Origin of the sequence: Candidatus Terasakiella magnetica (genome assembly GCF_900093605.1) — a bacterium.
Taxonomy (GTDB): Bacteria; Pseudomonadota; Alphaproteobacteria; order Rhodospirillales; family Terasakiellaceae; genus Terasakiella; species Terasakiella magnetica.
On record NZ_FLYE01000001.1, the window covers coordinates 555,297 to 572,677 of the forward strand.

Annotated in this window: 18 protein-coding genes; 7 read left to right on the forward strand and 11 right to left on the reverse strand. The window is 46.5% G+C overall.

All coding sequences use genetic code 11. From position 1 onward, the window contains the following. The first annotated feature begins 3 nt into the window (after positions 1–3). Together MTBPR1_RS02335 and MTBPR1_RS02340 are read left to right on the forward strand one after the other, a co-directional pair. On the forward strand, positions 4–1,068 hold the full coding sequence (locus MTBPR1_RS02335) for a hypothetical protein (RefSeq protein WP_069185915.1): 1,065 nt from the start codon (positions 4–6) through the stop codon (positions 1,066–1,068). A gap of 75 nt (positions 1,069–1,143) precedes the next feature. Then, the gene (locus MTBPR1_RS02340; RefSeq protein ID WP_069185916.1) at positions 1,144–2,775 is read left to right on the forward strand and encodes an acyl-CoA synthetase; all 1,632 of its coding nucleotides are present in this window, start codon (positions 1,144–1,146) and stop codon (positions 2,773–2,775) included. Here MTBPR1_RS02340 and MTBPR1_RS02345 read toward each other — a convergent pair. From MTBPR1_RS02345 to cobD, 3 genes are all read right to left on the reverse strand, one after another. Beyond that, positions 2,772–3,020 (reverse strand): hypothetical protein, encoded by a 249-nt coding sequence (locus MTBPR1_RS02345; protein WP_069185917.1) that lies wholly within the window; start codon positions 3,018–3,020, stop codon positions 2,772–2,774. The two genes, MTBPR1_RS02340 and MTBPR1_RS02345, sit on opposite strands and share 4 nt — an antisense overlap. A gap of 68 nt (positions 3,021–3,088) precedes the next feature. After that, the gene (locus MTBPR1_RS02350; RefSeq protein WP_069185918.1) at positions 3,089–3,292 is read right to left on the reverse strand and encodes a hypothetical protein; all 204 of its coding nucleotides are present in this window, start codon (positions 3,290–3,292) and stop codon (positions 3,089–3,091) included. A gap of 73 nt (positions 3,293–3,365) precedes the next feature. Next, entirely contained in the window at positions 3,366–4,367 is a 1,002-nt protein-coding gene (cobD, locus tag MTBPR1_RS02355) for a threonine-phosphate decarboxylase CobD (RefSeq protein WP_165602597.1), read from the reverse strand. A 295-nt stretch (positions 4,368–4,662) separates the two neighbouring features. Here cobD and MTBPR1_RS02360 point away from each other — a divergent pair, with 295 nt between their 5' ends. Together MTBPR1_RS02360 and MTBPR1_RS02365 are read left to right on the forward strand one after the other, a co-directional pair. Further along, positions 4,663–5,715, forward strand: a complete 1,053-nt coding sequence (locus MTBPR1_RS02360) for a Leu/Phe/Val dehydrogenase (protein ID WP_069185920.1) — start codon at positions 4,663–4,665, stop codon at positions 5,713–5,715. A gap of 115 nt (positions 5,716–5,830) precedes the next feature. Next, the gene (locus MTBPR1_RS02365; RefSeq protein ID WP_069185921.1) at positions 5,831–6,154 is read left to right on the forward strand and encodes a PilZ domain-containing protein; all 324 of its coding nucleotides are present in this window, start codon (positions 5,831–5,833) and stop codon (positions 6,152–6,154) included. 9 nt (positions 6,155–6,163) lie between these two features. Here MTBPR1_RS02365 and MTBPR1_RS02370 read toward each other — a convergent pair whose 3' ends face one another. Next, positions 6,164–6,598, reverse strand: a complete 435-nt coding sequence (locus MTBPR1_RS02370; protein WP_069185922.1) for an Lrp/AsnC family transcriptional regulator — start codon at positions 6,596–6,598, stop codon at positions 6,164–6,166. A 100-nt stretch (positions 6,599–6,698) separates the two neighbouring features. On the opposite strand from MTBPR1_RS02370, the gene MTBPR1_RS02375 reads away from it, so the two are divergent. Genes MTBPR1_RS02375 through MTBPR1_RS02385 form a run of 3 tightly spaced genes read left to right on the forward strand, consistent with a single transcriptional unit; the run spans position 6,699 to position 9,793 of the window. Beyond that, the gene (locus tag MTBPR1_RS02375; protein ID WP_069185923.1) at positions 6,699–7,661 is read left to right on the forward strand and encodes a hypothetical protein; all 963 of its coding nucleotides are present in this window, start codon (positions 6,699–6,701) and stop codon (positions 7,659–7,661) included. A 40-nt stretch (positions 7,662–7,701) separates the two neighbouring features. Then, positions 7,702–8,637 carry a response regulator gene (locus tag MTBPR1_RS02380; RefSeq protein ID WP_069185924.1) on the forward strand — a complete coding sequence of 312 codons (936 nt, stop codon included), beginning with the start codon at positions 7,702–7,704 and terminating at the stop codon, positions 8,635–8,637. Between the two features lie 40 nt (positions 8,638–8,677). Continuing rightward, a complete protein-coding gene (locus MTBPR1_RS02385; protein ID WP_069185925.1) occupies positions 8,678–9,793 on the forward strand; it encodes a THUMP domain-containing class I SAM-dependent RNA methyltransferase in 1,116 nt (371 codons plus the stop codon). On the opposite strand, the gene MTBPR1_RS02390 is transcribed toward MTBPR1_RS02385, so the two are convergent. The 7 genes from MTBPR1_RS02390 to MTBPR1_RS02420 all read right to left on the reverse strand — a co-directional run bounded on the left by MTBPR1_RS02390 (position 9,790) and on the right by MTBPR1_RS02420 (position 17,381). Continuing rightward, positions 9,790–10,209, reverse strand: a complete 420-nt coding sequence (locus tag MTBPR1_RS02390; RefSeq protein ID WP_069185926.1) for a DUF1489 family protein — start codon at positions 10,207–10,209, stop codon at positions 9,790–9,792. The two genes, MTBPR1_RS02385 and MTBPR1_RS02390, sit on opposite strands and share 4 nt — an antisense overlap. Positions 10,210–10,286: 77 nt before the next feature. Next, positions 10,287–11,231, reverse strand: coding sequence for a TAXI family TRAP transporter solute-binding subunit (locus MTBPR1_RS02395; RefSeq protein ID WP_069185927.1), 945 nt, complete (start codon positions 11,229–11,231; stop codon positions 10,287–10,289). 58 nt (positions 11,232–11,289) lie between these two features. After that, positions 11,290–11,970: a DUF445 domain-containing protein gene (locus MTBPR1_RS02400; RefSeq protein WP_069185928.1), complete on the reverse strand. Its 681-nt coding sequence runs from the start codon at positions 11,968–11,970 to the stop codon at positions 11,290–11,292. 37 nt (positions 11,971–12,007) lie between these two features. Then, entirely contained in the window at positions 12,008–12,907 is a 900-nt protein-coding gene (locus MTBPR1_RS02405) for a hydroxymethylglutaryl-CoA lyase (protein WP_069185929.1), read from the reverse strand. Positions 12,908–12,966: 59 nt separating this feature from the next. Beyond that, positions 12,967–14,964: an acetyl/propionyl/methylcrotonyl-CoA carboxylase subunit alpha gene (locus MTBPR1_RS02410; protein ID WP_069185930.1), complete on the reverse strand. Its 1,998-nt coding sequence runs from the start codon at positions 14,962–14,964 to the stop codon at positions 12,967–12,969. Positions 14,965–14,969: 5 nt separating this feature from the next. Then, positions 14,970–15,758, reverse strand: a complete 789-nt coding sequence (locus MTBPR1_RS02415) for an enoyl-CoA hydratase/isomerase family protein (protein WP_069185931.1) — start codon at positions 15,756–15,758, stop codon at positions 14,970–14,972. A gap of 9 nt (positions 15,759–15,767) precedes the next feature. After that, positions 15,768–17,381 (reverse strand): carboxyl transferase domain-containing protein, encoded by a 1,614-nt coding sequence (locus MTBPR1_RS02420; RefSeq protein ID WP_069185932.1) that lies wholly within the window; start codon positions 17,379–17,381, stop codon positions 15,768–15,770.

A 17,381-nucleotide genomic window follows, 5' to 3' on the forward strand; every position in this document is an offset into this window, starting at 1 on the left:
CCTATGAAACGATCCGTATTGAAATTTTGCACAACAGCGCTTGTCGCTTTCACAATGCTTTCTTCAACAGCATCGGCCCAAGTGATCTCACAAGGTAAAATTCTCACCGACGGTGAAGAAGATTCAAAAGCGATCTACACCGGGCCAAATATTGATTACTCCCACGAGATGCGCAGGCTGGTTCAAAATATTGCCAAATATGGTCGCAAATTCAAACGTGATTTCATTGTCCTGACCAAAGGCGGGCGTGGCCTCTTGACCAAAGTGATTGATGTCGACCAGCTGATCACTTCACCAAGTTCTGTTTACCTGCAAACCATTGATGGGGTTATTCAGCCTAATCTTTCTTATGGGCTTGATGGTTTTGGTGAAGCCCTCACCGAGAAAGAACAAGGTGAAATTTTACAAGACCTTCAGGTTGCCAAAGATACCGGGCTAAATGTCTTCACCCTTGATTTTGCCTCCAAGCCCAAGGATGTGGATAAGGCCATTCGTTTTGCTACTAAGAACAAGTTTATTCCTTACGTTGCACCGGGCATGGGCATGCGCAATAACAAACTGCCAAACTGGCCTAAACGCCCCTATAAAGAAAATGCCCATACCATCACCAATGCACAATCCATTAAAAACTATGTGCTGATTGATGATTCTTCACGCTTTGGGACGGCTTCTGAATATGCCATGAAAATTCATAATACGAATTATGATATGGTGATCACACCTGTTTTTCATCATCGCTCACAAACCCTTGGGCGTCATAATGTTCGCAAGATGCAATTTAAGAAGCTTGGCGCGCGTCGTCCTGTTCTTGCCTATATCGATATTGGCGCAGCAGACGTTGGGGCCTATTACTGGAAAGAAAACTGGCGCATGGGTAATCCCTCATGGGTTTTAGACCTCGCGCCTTCAAGCTCAGATAAATATCTCGTGCAATACTGGCACCCAAGCTGGCATCAGGTGCTTTACGGCAACAACATGTCCTTCCTTTATGGCATTATGAAAGAAGGCTATGACGGGATCGTGCTGGACGGGATCTATGCACACGAGCTGTTTGAGAACCCTGAATAAGCTTTTCTAAGTAGTAATTGGGATTGTAAAACTGTTCCCCTCCCCTACAATTGTTAAAAATTTGGGGAGAGTAAAATGCTTAAACAAAAAAGCAGCTATCAAGACCTTTGCGACCATTTTTCTTGGGACATCCCTGAAAGCTTCAACATGGGTGTTGCGGTCTGTGATGTACATGCAGATGCGAGCCCTGAAAAAACAGCCCTGATTGTTGAAGAGGAAAATGGACAGGTTCAACATCATAGCTTTGCTGAAATTAAAAGCCTCTCCAACCAGCTCGCCAATCTTTTTTGCCAATATGGCATCAACAAAGGCGATCGGATTGCGGTCTTGCTCTCCCAATCTATTGAGACAGCCTGCACCCATGTTGGAGCATGGAAAGCGGGCTTTATTTCCATCCCGCTGTTTACCTTATTTCAAGAAGAGGCCTTGCAGTTTCGTCTCTCTAATTCACAAGCACGCGTCCTGATCACGGATCAGGAAAATTATCAAAAGATCATCCCTTTGCGCGATCAGCTCCCTGCCCTTGAATATGTCTTTCTTGTGGATGGAAGCGCTGAGGATGCCCATGACCTATACGACTGCCTAAACAGTGTAAGCGATCACTTCACCCCTGTAAAAACCAAAGCAGAAGACCCAGCCCTGATCATTTATACCTCAGGCACAACAGGAAACCCAAAAGGCGCGCTTCATGCTCATCGCGTGTTGCTTGGTCATATACCGGGTGTGCAAATGCCCCAAGAATTCCCCCCACAGGAAAAGGACCTTTTTTGGACACCTGCGGATTGGGCATGGATTGGTGGTTTGATGAATATCTTGATGGGGGCTTGGTATCATGGCATTCCAGTTTTAGCCTATCGCGCTAAAAAGTTTGAACCAGAGGCTGCCTTATCCTTGATGGAACGCCACAAGGTGCGCAATATCTTCATGCCGCCCACGGCCTTAAAATTGATGCGCAATGTTAAAAACATCAAAGAGACATATAAACTGAGCCTGCGCACCATCACGGTGGCGGGTGAGCCCATGGGGGAAGAATTACTGGATTGGGGCAAACGTGAATTCGGCCTGAGCTTAAATGAATATTACGGTCAGACAGAATGCAATCTTGTCGTTTCAAACTGCTCTGCCCTCATGGAGGCAAAAGCGGGCTCTATGGGACGCCCCGTTCCCGGTCATGATGTAGCTATCATTGATGGACAAGGCCAAGAGGTTCCTCACGGGCAGGTTGGTGATATTGCCGTTCGCAAAAATGATCCGGTCATGTTGCTGCAATATTGGGATAACCCTGAGGCCACAGAAAAAAAATATCGCAACGGCTGGCTGATTATGGGCGATCAAGGCTATAGGGATGAAGAGGGTTATATCTTCTTTGTTGGGCGTGATGATGACCTGATCACGTCTGCAGGCTATCGCATCGGCCCCTCAGAGATCGAAGATTGCCTCACCAAACATGAAGCCGTTTCAATCTGTGCAGTTGTCGGTATCCCCGATCCCATCCGCACAGAAGCCATCAAAGCCTTTATCGTTTTAAAAGATGGCTATTCAGAAGATGAAACACTTGAAAGCTCATTGCGCGACTTTGTCAAAGACAGGCTTTCACCACATGAGTATCCGCGCCATATTGAGTTTTGCGCATCGCTGCCGATGACAGCAACAGGCAAAATCAAACGCAATGTACTGCGTGAAAACGAAGTCGCAAAACAGGCTTAGAATTTACAGTCGTAACGTGCTTCTGCACAAGAGGCGATGACAAAACCCTTTTGTGCAGGATAGCGATTTTTAATCACGCCCAAGGCTTCGTCTTTTGTTTCGGCAACAACACTTTGATAATGCACATCGGCCCACTCATCACCAAAATCAAGATGACGATTGTTTTCTTTTACACATTCGCGCACCTCTTGGTTATAGATGCCGATTTCAAAGTTTTTCTGATTTCCGCTCGTGACTGAGAACATGGTCCCACCCTCCTATCTATTCATTCGTAAGATAAGAATAATGGTAAGACCAATTTGTTAAGTTTTATTTAAGCAGGGCCAATGCCACGAATAACAAAGCCCTTGTCTTTAGGGTATTTGGCTAAAACTTTACGACGCGCATCCATTTCATCACGTGCACTGACTTCAATATAGCGCGTATCTGCCCAGTCATCACTATAGGCTGCGGGTTCACCACTTTGCATGGCTCGTTTAACAAGCTCGTTATAAATCGCTACTTCAAATAAAGCCATCGTTCTCGCACCTTAGAAATTTTATCTTTAAAGACATTATAATTTTATCAAAACAGATAATCTGTGATCTGGCTCACAAGTCAAGTTCTTTTAAGCTTTCTTGCAAGATCGCCCAGTGCTTTTCTGGACCGGGAAGGCCAATGCGTAAATATTGTGCCCGGTCTTCAAACGGGCGAACCAACACCCCTTGTTTGCCAAGCCCTTCAAATATATGGGGAGCTTTAGGGTGATGACAATAACGAAACAAAGATGTCCCCCCCACAACATCAATTGACGCTGAACCTAAAATTTCATCCAAACGCTGGGTTGCTTTTATAAGGTCTGCACGGGTCTGTTTGATCCATGCCACATCGCGAAAAGCTCGTTTACCAATTTCCATTGCAGGCCCGTTTACAGCCCATGGCCCAATACCATCCCTCAGGCGATCGGCCAGTTTTCCACCGGCTAAGACAAAGCCAAGGCGGATACCAGCAAGGCCAAAAAATTTGCCAAATGAGCGCAAGATAATCAACCCATCTGTGCCCGCATGGCTTGAGATATCAAGACTTGGTCTGCAATCTAAAAAAGCCCCATCCACAATCAGGTAGCCGCCTTTTGCATGCTGCTTTGCTGCGAGTTCTAATAAAAAGTCAGGCTCATACACATCGCCTGTCGGGTTATTCGGGTTTACAATAATCAGGATATCAGCCTCATCAGCGGCATCATAAACATCCTCTACTTCCATCACATCATGCCCGGCTAAAGACCAGCAATAGGCATGTTCTTTATAAGTTGGCCCAATGATGCGGACCTTTTTAGGCTTTTCAAACAAGTGAGGTAAAATCTGCAATAAAGTCTGGGTACCAGAAACCGGGATCACTTTTTCAGGATCATCAACACCATAATAAAAGGCTGCCGCCTCTTTAAGATCTTGCAATAATTTTTGATCAGGAAGGCGGCCCCAATGGTCCTGTTCAAGCGGTGGAATCGGATAAGGATGCGGGTTAATACCCGTGGATAAATCGACCCATTTTTCTTGAGGCACAGAAAATCTCTGTGCTGCGGCTGCTAAGTTGCCACCATGGAAGACTGCCAAGGCCCATTCTCCGCGTAATTTTATTATAGATGAACTCTATTTGACGCAATGGGTAGCATGAGTAAACAGTGCACTCAAGATCGATAAAGCCAAAAAAGAAACAAAATTTCAGCCCCGCTTCTTTAAGCTAAGAAAATTATGAAAAAACGCTATAAAGCGCAAGTTCATTTCAATTGCTGCATTGCCAAAAATTACCTTAAAAAACAACAATTTAGCTCATTTTTCCTCTTGAATTTATAACCTCAATACATACATAAAATAAGGATTGGTTCACACATACGACAGGAGCGCAATCATGCCAGTCTTTGGAGCAGCAGATTTTGACCATCACGAGAATGTTGTTTTCGGCTGTGATGAAGCCACAGGCTTAAAATGCATCATCGCCATCCATAATACCAAGCGCGGCCCCGCCTTGGGCGGTTCGCGTTTTTGGAATTATGAAAATGAACAAGATGCCATCACCGATGTTTTGCGCCTCTCCAAAGGCATGACCTATAAGGCCGCTGTGGCGGGATTGGACCTTGGCGGTGGAAAGTCTGTCATTATTGGGGATGCAAAAAAAATTAAAACCCCGGACCTGATGCGCGCATTTGGACGGGTCATTGAAAGCCTAAACGGTAAATATATTACTGCTGAAGATGTGGGCACAACGGTTGAAGATATGGACCATATCCGTGAAGTCACCCGTCATGTGCGGGGTAAATCCACAGGTTCAGGCAACCCCTCCCCCTTAACCGCCTTGGGGACTTTTTTAGGTATCAAAGCGGCTGTTAAACATCACTTAAAAACAGATGAGCTCACTGGCTTGCGCATCAGCGTTCAAGGCGTGGGAAATGTCGGTTACTATTTGTGCCAATATTTACATGAAGCAGGTGCCAAGCTGATTGTCAGCGACATTAATGAAAAAGCCTTAAAGCGCGTTGAAGAAGAATTTAGCGCCCAAAGGGTTAGCCTTGAAGAGATCTACAGCCAAGAAGTTGATGTTTATGCCCCTTGCGCCCTTGGGGCCACGGTAAATGACCAAACGATTGATCAATTTAACACAAGCATCATTGCCGGTTCTGCCAACAATCAACTGGCTGAAGACCGCCATGGTCAAGCCTTGTTGGACAAAGGTATTCTGTATGCACCGGACTATGTGATCAATGCAGGCGGGCTGATCAATGTGGCCCATGAAACCGATGACTATGACTTAGGCGTGGTGAAAGATAAAATCGATAATATCTACACCACCTTGCTTGAAATTTTCCAACGCTCCCAAAAACGCAATTTACCAACGTCCTTAATCGCAGACCATATGGCTGAAGAACTTTTTAAAGAACCAACAACGGCTGAAGCTGCGCAATAAAACACCCTAGACGCACATTAGAAAAACACTAATTCTCTATAGAGTTTAAATTTTGTTCATAAATACCATATATTAAGGTATACTACGTATATTCGGGAGGACATGTGAGGGTATCATGAATAAAGAAATCAATATGGACCATCGCCAGAACAGAAGGCATTCCATTAATATTATGGCAAACCTTGTCTGTGATGACGAATCTCATCCGGCAAAAGTTTTGGACATTTCCACAGGTGGCGCCAAAGTTGTACTAGCTGCCTCAAACCTTGAGCAAGAAAGCGAAGTTAAGATTGATCTTCCTTTCCTAAATGAACTGGCAGCCCTTGTCATCTGGTCAAATGGTCATAACTGCGGCTTGCGTTTTTATGATGATCAAAACAGATTAAATGACTTTTTATATAATCTGGCCATTTATGGCGCAGCAGGTCAGGGAGAATAGGTACTAAACCTATTCCTTGATCACTTCCATGGCAAAGGAAGTGCGAAAACGTATAACATTTTTGTCATGGTTAAATAAGCGATCACAAATTTTCTGATATTCTTCCATATCCTCCAAATTCATGATCATCAAAACATCACTTTCACCCGTGATGGCGTAAGCTTGCGCAACAGCCGTTTCTTGCCTGACCTTTTCTATAAAGGCGCCTTGGGCGTGCGTGCCATGCCTTTCCAGATCAACCTCGACAATGGCTTTTAATTTCCTGCCCAACATTCTGTCATCGATAATACAAACCGTTTTTTGTATCACACCGTCTTTCTTAAGGCGCTGAACACGGCGCAAACAGCTGCTGGGCGATAGGTTGACCTTTTCAGCCAAGGCTGCATTTGTAATGTCCGCATCACGCTCAAGATAAGCCAAAATATTTCGATCAATTTTATCCATGCAATATTATTGCATAAAAACGCAATATTTGACCACACATTCGTTTGGCTTTGTATTATCTTCTTGGACATCATCAATGAAGAGGTGGGAGAAAGACATCATGCCAACACTCCTCCACTGGTTTAAGAAACCCGTTAGCGACAGTATCACCCTGTTTTGGGAACTTCTCAAAGTCATGGTGCCGATTATGGTGCTTGTACGTTTGGGTGTTGAATTTGGCATGATCGAAACCGTTTCCCAAGTTTTCACCCCTTTTATGGATTTGGTTGGCCTGCCCCCTGAAGCCGGGATCATCTGGACCACGGCAATGCTGGTGAATATCTACGCCGCCATGGTCGCCTTAGTTACCCTGTTGCCCGAAGCCCCCATGACGATTGCGCAAATTACCGTTTTGGGGACCATGATCCTGCTTGCCCATAGCTTACCCATTGAACAACGCATCGTACAAAAAGCTGGCCCTAGCTTCATTGCCACCACTTTGTTGCGCATCATCAGCGCCATGGTGCTTGGCGCAATCTTAAACAGTATTTACGGCTCTCTAGAGCTGCTCACTGAAATGGCTGAGATCGCATGGCTGCCTGCAACCGCTGCCAATGCCAGCTGGCAAGAATGGGCCATTGATAGCGCAATTTCCTTATTTTCCATTTTCTGGATCATCCTGCTTCTTGTGCTGATCTTAAAAGCCCTTGAGGCCCTTAAAGTCACGGATTTTATTTCAAAAGCACTCTCCCCTGTACTTGGGCTGATGGGGATCAGTTCAAGCGCGATTCCCGTCACTATGATCGGCGTGATGTTGGGCTTGAGCTATGGCGGGGCCTTGATTTTGCGCGAAGCCCGTGAGGGGAACATGTCACCAAAGGATATTTTCCTATCGCTGAGCTTTATGTCCCTGTTTCATAGTGCCCTAGAAGATACATTACTGATTTTCGCCCTTGGCGCTGATCTCAGCGGTATCCTGATTGCGCGGTTTATCTTCGCATTTTTAGTGATTTTTATCCTAAGTCACCTGCTAAACCGCCTGCCGCAATCAGTTTTTGATAAATTACTCTTTTCAAAAACATAGGATCATCGTAGCCTATATCCAAACAAATGGAATAATAGGCATGAAAAAATACAACTATCACGAAATTGATATCCTGATTGCGGATCAAAACATCCAGCTTCGTGGTGGCCTGAAAGGTATTCTTCATCAGGCTGGTTTTCGCTCTATTCAAGATGTCTCTAACCATGAACAGCTTGAAAATGCCCTTATGTCCAAATCACCGGACCTGCTTTTATGTGACATCAGGCTGCCCGGTGGGGATGTGTGTGAAACCATCGGTAAATTGCGCCATAACCAATGTGGCTTTAACCCGTTTTGCTCTGTCATTCTCTTTATTGATGAACCTACACAGGATGTGGTCGCGCGTGCATCAAAAGCTGGACTGGATGATTTACAGATCAAGCCCATTGTTGCCAAAAAAATCCTTGCTCGCGTGGAATATCTTGTTGAAAAAAGAAAACCCTTTGTGGTCACAACCGACTATATCGGGCCAGACAGGCGCACAGGCCACAGGCCGGGCACTATGGAGATTTCCACCGTTGAAGTCCCCAACAGCATTCAAGGCAAAGCCACAGGCAACTTTAATGAGCGTGAATTTCGCGATCATATTGAAAAATCGGTCTGGGAGATTAATGCCCAAAAGATTGAACGCCAAGCTTATCAAATTGCCTATCTGGTGGATCGCATTGTTCCAGCCTATCAAGACCAGCAATTCAACAAAGAAAGCATGGGCCAATGCGCACGCCTTGTTGATGTTTCTAAAGACATTGCCAAGCGTCTTGAAGACAGTGATTTTGATCATCTTTCCGGCCTTGTCTCCACCCTAGAAACCGTAGCAGAATCCTTATGGAAAAGCGGCACACTTCCTAAACAGAAAGATCTGGAACTTTTACCGGAACTCTCTGCTGCTATTTCAGCCACCTTTAAATCGGTTAAGGCTGCTGCACCCTTTGCTGATGAGATTATTCATTCCGTTCAGGATCAATACAAAAAATAACCTGTCGACCTTGGCTCCATTACAGGCTAAGTAAGCGTCTATGGAAAAAAAGACTGACCTAGAAATCTTCCTCGTTTGTGTGCCCGGTTTTGAAGGCACCCTTTGTGCTGAGCTGCGCGAAAAAGGTTTTAAAAAACCAAAGATCGATAAAGGCGGGGTCACCCTGAAAGGACGTTGGGAAGACGTCTGGCGTGCAAACCTGCTTGTGCGCGGGGCAAGCAAAGTGCTTGTACGCCTTGGGGCCTTTCGCGCCATGCACCTTGCCCAGCTTGATAAACGCGCACGCAAATTTCCATGGGCTGATTTCCTGCGCGCTGATGTGCCTGTGCGCATTGATGTGACCTGTAAAAAGTCGCGCATCTATCACAATAAAGCCGCCGCCCAACGTATTGAGCGTGCCTTAACTGAAGAACTCGGCTGTGAAATCTCAAGCGAGGCTGAGCTTTGCCTAAAGGTGCGTATTTATGAAGACCTCTGCACCATCAGTATTGATAGCTCAGGGGAAGGATTACACAAACGCGGTCATAAAGAAGCTTTAAACAAAGCCCCAATGCGCGAAACCCTTGCCGCCCTCTCCCTCATGGCCTGTGGCTATAAAGGCAATGAGCCTGTGCTTGACCCCATGTGCGGGTCCGGCACCTTTGTGATTGAGGCTGCTGAAATGGCAACAGGGCTTAACCCCGGGCGCAGCCGCAATTTTGCCTTTGAACATCTTGTCACGTTTGACCGTGTAATTTGGGAAAAGTTAAAAGAAACCACACTGGTAAAACAACCTGAGGCCAAATTTTATGGCTTTGATCGCGATGCAGGCGCCATTACGCGCTCCCAAGAAAATGCAACCCGCGCAGGCCTGCAAGATATCTGCCTCTTTGATAAACAGGCCGTGAGCAAACTCATCACGCCTGTTGGCCCCAAAGGCCTTGTCATTATCAACCCGCCTTATGGGGTACGTATTGGTGAAAAGAAAAAGCTCTACCCGTTATATGCCGCCCTTGGCAAAACACTAAAAGAACAGTTTAAAGGCTGGCGCGTTGGTCTGATCACCAACACAGAAGGCTTGGCAAAAACATGTGAGCTGCCCTTTAAGCCCAAGCCCCTGTCCTTTTCCCATGGCGGTATTCGCGTAGCACTGTATCAAACGGATGATCTTGATTAAATCAGGCCAAGCTCGCGCAATTCTGCCGACATTTCTTCGGGTAAATCTTCACCGATAATCTCTCGGTCACCCAAATCAGCAGGCACGTCTTTTTCTTCAAAATAGCGCCAGCCTTGAAAAGCTTTTTGCTGTTTCAATTCTGTTTTAATCAATCCCGGTTTTAAAATAATGAGGCAATATTTACGCCCTTCATCATCCATTTCTTCTTCAAAACCGATAATCTCTTGGCGCACCCGAAAATGCCCTTTAATCACCCAATAAAGTGAGCCACCCTCTAACAACTCTTTTTTGCGTTTAGGGGTGTTGCGTGTGTAGGTAAAGAGCGAACCGTAATCTTGTAATTTACGTTCTTGGATAGCTTCAAGCTCTTCAATGTCTTCAACACGGGCGGCAAGTTTTTTTAGGTTAATGGTCATCGTAGGCTTTATCAAAATCAAAATAAACGTTCGCGCACATATAATATGGTTTTTACCCTATGGACAGTCCGTTTCTTTTACATCCAGCCTTTTTCTTTATAATAACGCAACGCACCGGGGTGAAAGGGGGCAATCACCCCATCTTCAAGCATGTCAGTGCGCTTTAAAATATTTAAGGCCGGATGCATTTTTTTAAATTTATCCAAATTATCAAAAACCGATTTTACCAGTTGATAGACGGTTTCTTCATCCATATCAGCATTGGTCAACAAACTTGCTTTTGGACCAAATGTTTTAATAGCACCCGTCACATGAGGGTATGTATTTTTAGGGATTGTCACGCTGCTATATTGCGGGTTATCCAAAATAAGAATGCGCATCCATTCCCCTTTTAAGGATAAAAGGCGCACGCCACATTCGCTTGCGGCTTTTTTCATTGCCTCATTAGGCAGGCCCGCAACCCAGAAAGACGCCTCAATCTTACCTTGGCAGAGGGCCTCAATCTGATCATGTGAAGAGAGTTCATGGACGGAAGAAAAGACATCTTTCTTCCAGCCAATTTCTTTCATGGCAAGTTCTGCCAAACCGCGCGAGCCCGAACCTGCTTGCCCAATATTCACAGCCTTGCCCTTTAGCTCAGTGAAAGATTTAATGGCACTGTTTTTTGAAACCATCAAATGAAGTGGTTCTGCATGAAGTGAAAACAAGCTGCGCAAATAAATCTGCGGTGATGAATCCCGAAAGAGCTTCACCCCGTTTAAAGCCTGCATTTGGATATCAGATTGCACAATACCAAATTCAAATGCCCGTTTATCAAGCCCTTTGACATTTTCAACCGAGCCTTCGCTCTCAAGCGCAGAACATTTGCCCCCCTGCCCCATCAGTTGGCAGATCGAGTTTCCGATTGCAAAATAAACACCGCTGGTGCCGCCCGTGGCAATACGTGCCTCTACTGCCATGGCTTGTGATGAGAGGACAAGTGCTGCGCCAAAACTAATGGCTTTAATTGTTTTTCTTAACATGGTCGCTCTCTTTCGTACCTAATGGGTCAATCAGATCATGAGAACACAATAAGCCCTATTAGCCAACCAAAGAAATAAGAAGCCCGATCAAACCACCAAACACACCACCCCAAACCACGAGCCAGCCGAGGTGTTTGCGGATCATATCCTGTACGATGTCTTTAACATTTTGTGGGGTGAGATCATTTAAGCGGTTATCGATGATTTCTTCAACTTTGCCCACAAGGCTGCTGGTCATATCTTGGCTCATGCCGTCGCCAAACTCACCATTGGCAAGTTCTGAGATGATATCTTCCAGCTTTTTGTTTACGGGTTCACGAAGGGGCTCAAGCGCCTTCTTCCCACCAACCATAGACAGCATACCGCCAAGGCTGGAGCTTTCAATGGCTTCAGTCAGCCCGTTAAACACACGGTCGAAATCGACTTTATCCACAATGGAGCTGCCGATACCGGAGCCGTTTTGTTCAAAGAAACGTTCAATATGTTCGTGTGAGAAAAACTCTTCAATGATGAGTTTCTTAATCCCGGCTTTAAATTCGTCAAAACGATTTGGGATCACGCCAGAACCATACAGCAATGGCACTTTTTCAAACAGCATATGCACAGCCAACCAGTTGGTCAAACCACCGGATAAGGCAAAAAGGCCAATTGTGAACAGCGCATCACCATGTGCAGGCAATAAGAAACCAACGACACATAAAGCAAGAGCAATAAGGTTCGTGAGGGCAGACTTGTTCATGTGCAATCCCTTAAATCAGATGCGCACATGAAACAATTTACTGTGCGCTTAACGCCAAAGATACTTTAGAGGCAGGTACACGGCCCAAAGACTGGCTGATGAAACGACCCGCTTCGCACAATTTAACCAAATCCACGCCAGTTTCAATACCCAATCCATTCAGCATGTAAACAACATCTTCCGTTGCCACATTGCCTGACGCCCCTTTTGCATAGGGACAACCGCCCAGACCCGCAACAGATGAGTCAATCACATGTACGCCAAGTTCAAGGGCGGCATAGATATTTGCCAAAGCCTGACCATAGGTATCATGGAAATGCCCCGCCAGTTTCCCAACAGGCACATCTTGCACGACAGCTGTGATCATATCTTTGACTTTTTCAGGTGTGCCCACCCCGACCGTGTCGCCAAGGGAGATTTCATAACAGCCCATATTATAAAGTCTTGCTGCAACTTCAGCCACTTTTTCAGGATCAATTGCGCCTTCATAAGGGCACCCAACCACACAGGAAACATAGCCGCGCACACGCACGTTATTTTCCTTGGCAGCTTCCATAATCGGCTCAAAGCGGGCCAGACTTTCTTCAATGGAACAGTTGATATTTTTCTGAGAAAAGCTTTCAGATGCCGCACCAAAAATCGCAACCTCTTTCGCCCCTATCGCCATGGCGGCTTCAAAGCCCTTCATGTTGGGGGTGAGAACAGGATAGGACACATCCTCAAGGCGGTGAATTTGCTGCATCACCTTATCGCTATCAGCCATCTGCGGCACCCATTTAGGCGACACAAAACTTCCGGCTTCAACAACTGAAAGACCTGCTTTTGACAGGCGATCAACCAGTTCAACCTTGGTTGCCAGCGGGACGATTTGCTTTTCATTTTGCAAACCATCACGTGGCCCGACTTCAACGATTTTTACTTTTTTTGGAAACGGCATTCTTAAACTTCCCTGTCAAAGAGCCTCCATTAGAAAAACAGAGGCTCTCTTCCTTAACCCTACTCAGTATGAATTTTCAGCAACTCTACACCTTCTTCAAGCTGATCGCCAGCATTGAAGAAAATGTCTTCAACCACGCCTTCCATTGGGGCAAAGATTGTATGTTCCATCTTCATAGCTTCAAGGATCATCAGACTATCGCCTTCACTCACCTCTTGGCCTTTTTCAACCAGAACAGAAACCACCTTACCCGGCATAGGCGAGGTAAGCGAGCCACTGACTTCATCCATGTTTTCAGATGCCGCCATTGGGTCAAACAGTTTTAAGGCATGGGCCAGGCCATGAACCAGAATTTCAAGGTTATCCCCATGGCGCACAACCGTTGCCTTCATGCGACGACCACCAAGGTCGGCCATCAGGTCACCATTAGCATCGCGCTCACCACGCACATGCACATCCCCACCGGGTAATTCCATAAGGAAGCCATCATCGCGGTAATGGCATGTTACCGTGATGATATCATCACCTTCACCGAAATAAAGTTCATGATGATTATCATCATTCATGCGAAAACCACTTGTGGAATGCCACGGGCTGAACGGGTCACCAGACCAGTCCGCTTGGGCTTGGGCTTCTTCATCACGCGTAATAAAGACATCCAGACAGGCCAGTGCCAACGCATCATCGGTGATATGGTCACGCGCCGGGAAAAGGTCATTTTCATGACGTTCAATAAAGCCCGTATCCACATCAAAATTAACAAAGGCAGGATGCGAGACCAAAGTCGCCAAAAACTCAATATTGGTTGTTAAGCCAACAACTTGATAATCAGCCAATGCTTTGCGCATATGACGCAAAGCGCCCTCGCGGGTATCAGCCCAAACGATCAATTTTGAGATCATCGGATCATAATAAATCGAGACTTCATCACCTTCGCGCACACCTGTATCAATACGCACATGCGCACTTTCTTTTGGTGTACGAAGGTGTTTCAACTCACCCGTTGCAGGCAAGAAATCATTATTTGGATCTTCCGCATAGATACGGACTTCCATGGAATGACCACTCATGGACAGATCATCTTGCTTCACCGGGATGGCTTGACCCGCAGCCACACGAAGCTGCCATTCAACCAAATCTTCGCCCGTGATCATTTCTGTTACAGGGTGTTCTACCTGCAAGCGTGTGTTCATTTCCATAAAGTAGAATGAACCGTCTTCATCCAGCAAAAATTCAACCGTACCGGCACCTACATAACCAATGGCACGCGCGGCATTACAGGCAGCCACACCCATTTTATGGCGCAAGTCCTGTGTCATGTTTGGCGCAGGGGCTTCTTCAACCACTTTTTGGTGACGACGCTGTACTGAACAATCACGTTCAAACAGATACACACATTCATCATGGCTGTCGGCAAAGACCTGAATTTCCACATGGCGTGGTTTGGTCAGGTATTTTTCCACCAACATATGGTCATCGCCAAAGCCTTTCATGGCTTCACGGCGCGCACTATCCCATGCATCTTCAATCTCGGACTCTTTCCAGACGATACGCATACCTTTACCGCCACCACCAGCAGCCGCTTTCAAGATGACCGGATAGCCCATTTTGTTAGCATGCTCGCGCATCAACTCAACAGACTGTTCCTCACCATGATAGCCCGGCACTAACGGCACGTCGGCTTGTTCCATGATTTTCTTGGCTTCAGATTTTGACCCCATTGCCTCAATCGCACCAACAGGTGGGCCGATAAAGGTAATGTCATTTTCTGCCAACGCCTTACAAAAGGCTGCGTTTTCAGATAGGAAACCATAGCCCGGATGCACAGCCTGTGCGCCAGACTTTTTGCAGACATCAATGATTTTTTCATAAACAAGATAGCTATCTGCCGCAGCAGAGCCACCAATATGATACGCCTCATCAGCCATCGCCACATGCATGGCCCCAGCATCGGCATCAGAATAAACGGCAACCGTTTTAACGCCCATACGGCGCGCTGTCTTAATGACACGACAAGCAATTTCGCCACGGTTGGCAATCAGGATTTTCGTAAACATTCTTATTACCCCTTAACCCAAGCTGGTTTTCTTTTTTCTAAAAAGGCGCCAAGGCCTTCTTTTCCTTCATCGGATGCACGCTGTGTTGCAATGCGCTTGGCTGTATCTTTAATGACGGTTTCATCGACCGGACGGTTATAGACCGCAAAGATCAAATCTTTACAGGCCGCAACCGACGCCGGACCATTGCCCATCATGGCTTCAATCAGGCTTTCAACCGCGCCGTCCAGCTCATCAACACCAACGACCTCATGCAGCAAACCAAAGCGCAAAGCTTCATCAGCCTTGAAACGCTCCGCTGTCAGCATATAGCGACGAGAGGCACGTTGGCCCATGGCGTTGACCACATAAGGTGAAATCACCGCTGGAATAAGACCTAGCTTGACCTCAGAAAGGCAGAAGCTGGCATATTTTGACCCCACCGCCATATCACAGGCCGCCACCAAGCCAACACCGCCGCCAAAGGCTGCGCCTTGGACTTTGGCAATGGTTGGTTTTTTAAGGAAATTGAGTGTTTCCAGCAAACCACCAAGCCCCATGGCGTCTTCGAAGTTTTCTTCAAAGCTGTAGGCTGCCATGCGCTTCATCCAGTTTAGGTCTGCGCCTGCTGAAAAGCTTTTCCCCTCAGCAGCCAGCACAACAACGCGCACGGCCTCATTGGCTTCCAGCTCTTTCAGTTTTACGGTTAAATCCGCAATCATCACATCGTCAAATGCATTGTGCATTTCACCACGTGTCATGGTCAGGGTTGCAACGCCACGATCATCAATATCAATTTTTGAAGTCTCAGACATGATCCACCCTTACATACGAAAGACGCCGAAATTTGTCGGCTCAATCGGTTTATTAAGGGAGGCAGAAAGCGAAAGACCAAGCATCATGCGGGTATTAACCGGATCAAAAATGCCATCATCCCACAAACGTGCAGAAGCATAATATGGGTGACCTTCGACTTCATATTTATCAAGGATCGGCTTTTTAAATTCTGCTTCGGCCTCTTGTGACCATTCTTCACCTTTGCGCTCCATACCATCGCGTTTAATGGTGGCAAGTACGCCTGCGGCTTGTTCCCCACCCATCACAGAGATACGTGAGTTTGGCCACATGAACATGAAGTTTGGATCATAACCACGACCACACATAGCATAGTTACCCGCCCCAAAGGAGCCCGCAATCACACAGGTGATTTTTGGAACGTTCGCACATGCTGTTGCGGTCACCATTTTGGCACCATGCTTGGCAATCCCTTCAGCTTCATACTTGCGACCGACCATAAAGCCAGTGATATTTTGCAAGTACAGAAGTGGAATGCCACGTTGGGCGCAAAGCTCAATAAAGTGCGCGCCTTTTTGGGCACTTTCTGAGAATAAGATACCGTTGTTGGCAACAATACCAACCGGATAGCCATAAAGGTGGGCAAAACCACAAACAAGCGTTGTGCCGTACAGGGCTTTAAATTCATCAAAGCGCGAACCATCAACGATACGGGCAATCACTTCGCGGATATCAAAAGGCTTTTTCGTATCTGCCGGAATAATACCGTAAAGTTCCTTGGCATCATAAAGCGGCTCTTCTGGCTCACGAATATCAAGGTTCGGGTTTTTCACGCGGTTGAGGTTGCGCACAACCTGACGGGCTTGGGCAAGGGCATGACCATCATCTTGGGCGTAGTGATCTGCCACACCAGATGTTTTACAGTGAACGTCTGCACCGCCAAGGTCTTCAGCAGAAACGACTTCACCTGTGGCAGCTTTTACCAAAGGTGGGCCACCCAAGAAGATGGTGCCTTGTTCTTTCACAATGATACTCTCATCAGACATGGCAGGCACATATGCTCCACCCGCTGTACAAGAGCCATGAACAACCGCGACTTGCGGGATATTCATGCCAGACATTGTGGCTTGGTTATAAAAGATGCGACCAAAATGGTCACGATCAGGGAAAACTTCATCTTGGCGCGGCAGATTCGCCCCACCGGATTCAACCAGATACACACAAGGCAGATTGTTTTTCTTGGCAATTTCTTGGGCGCGTAAATGCTTTTTCACTGTGATTGGATAGTATGAGCCACCTTTTACGGTTGGATCATTGGCAACAATCATACATTCTTGGCCTTCAATGCGGCCAATACCTGTGATCACACCACCTGCGGCAATTGTGCCGTCTTCTGGATACATATCCCAGCCAGCAAGCTGTGAGAGTTCCAGAAAAGGGGAGCCCACATCAAGCAAGCGGCGAATACGTTCGCGTGCCAGCAATTTACCGCGGCGGATATGGCGCTCATTCGCCGTGGTCCCGCCACCTTGTTTAACTGTTTTAACGACGTCACGAAGATCATCAACCTGCTTTTGCATTGCTTCAGCATTGGTTTTAAAATCATCCGAACGGGTATTGATTGAACTTTTAAGGACAGACAT

Bases quoted from the DNA above. Each gene is read 5' to 3' on its own strand.
- MTBPR1_RS02335 (WP_069185915.1), top strand. From the start codon at position 4: ATGAAACGATCCGTATTGAAATTTTGCACAACAGCGCTTGTCGCTTTC.
- MTBPR1_RS02340 (WP_069185916.1), top strand. From the start codon at position 1,144: ATGCTTAAACAAAAAAGCAGCTATCAAGACCTTTGCGACCATTTTTCT.
- MTBPR1_RS02345 (WP_069185917.1), bottom strand. From the start codon at position 3,020: ATGTTCTCAGTCACGAGCGGAAATCAGAAAAACTTTGAAATCGGCATC.
- MTBPR1_RS02350 (WP_069185918.1), bottom strand. From the start codon at position 3,292: ATGGCTTTATTTGAAGTAGCGATTTATAACGAGCTTGTTAAACGAGCC.
- MTBPR1_RS02360 (WP_069185920.1), top strand. From the start codon at position 4,663: ATGCCAGTCTTTGGAGCAGCAGATTTTGACCATCACGAGAATGTTGTT.
- MTBPR1_RS02365 (WP_069185921.1), top strand. From the start codon at position 5,831: ATGAATAAAGAAATCAATATGGACCATCGCCAGAACAGAAGGCATTCC.
- MTBPR1_RS02370 (WP_069185922.1), bottom strand. From the start codon at position 6,598: ATGGATAAAATTGATCGAAATATTTTGGCTTATCTTGAGCGTGATGCG.
- MTBPR1_RS02375 (WP_069185923.1), top strand. From the start codon at position 6,699: ATGCCAACACTCCTCCACTGGTTTAAGAAACCCGTTAGCGACAGTATC.
- MTBPR1_RS02380 (WP_069185924.1), top strand. From the start codon at position 7,702: ATGAAAAAATACAACTATCACGAAATTGATATCCTGATTGCGGATCAA.
- MTBPR1_RS02385 (WP_069185925.1), top strand. From the start codon at position 8,678: ATGGAAAAAAAGACTGACCTAGAAATCTTCCTCGTTTGTGTGCCCGGT.
- MTBPR1_RS02390 (WP_069185926.1), bottom strand. From the start codon at position 10,209: ATGACCATTAACCTAAAAAAACTTGCCGCCCGTGTTGAAGACATTGAA.
- MTBPR1_RS02395 (WP_069185927.1), bottom strand. From the start codon at position 11,231: ATGTTAAGAAAAACAATTAAAGCCATTAGTTTTGGCGCAGCACTTGTC.
- MTBPR1_RS02400 (WP_069185928.1), bottom strand. From the start codon at position 11,970: ATGAACAAGTCTGCCCTCACGAACCTTATTGCTCTTGCTTTATGTGTC.
- MTBPR1_RS02405 (WP_069185929.1), bottom strand. From the start codon at position 12,907: ATGCCGTTTCCAAAAAAAGTAAAAATCGTTGAAGTCGGGCCACGTGAT.
- MTBPR1_RS02410 (WP_069185930.1), bottom strand. From the start codon at position 14,964: ATGTTTACGAAAATCCTGATTGCCAACCGTGGCGAAATTGCTTGTCGT.
- MTBPR1_RS02415 (WP_069185931.1), bottom strand. From the start codon at position 15,758: ATGTCTGAGACTTCAAAAATTGATATTGATGATCGTGGCGTTGCAACC.
- MTBPR1_RS02420 (WP_069185932.1), bottom strand. From the start codon at position 17,381: ATGTCTGTCCTTAAAAGTTCAATCAATACCCGTTCGGATGATTTTAAA.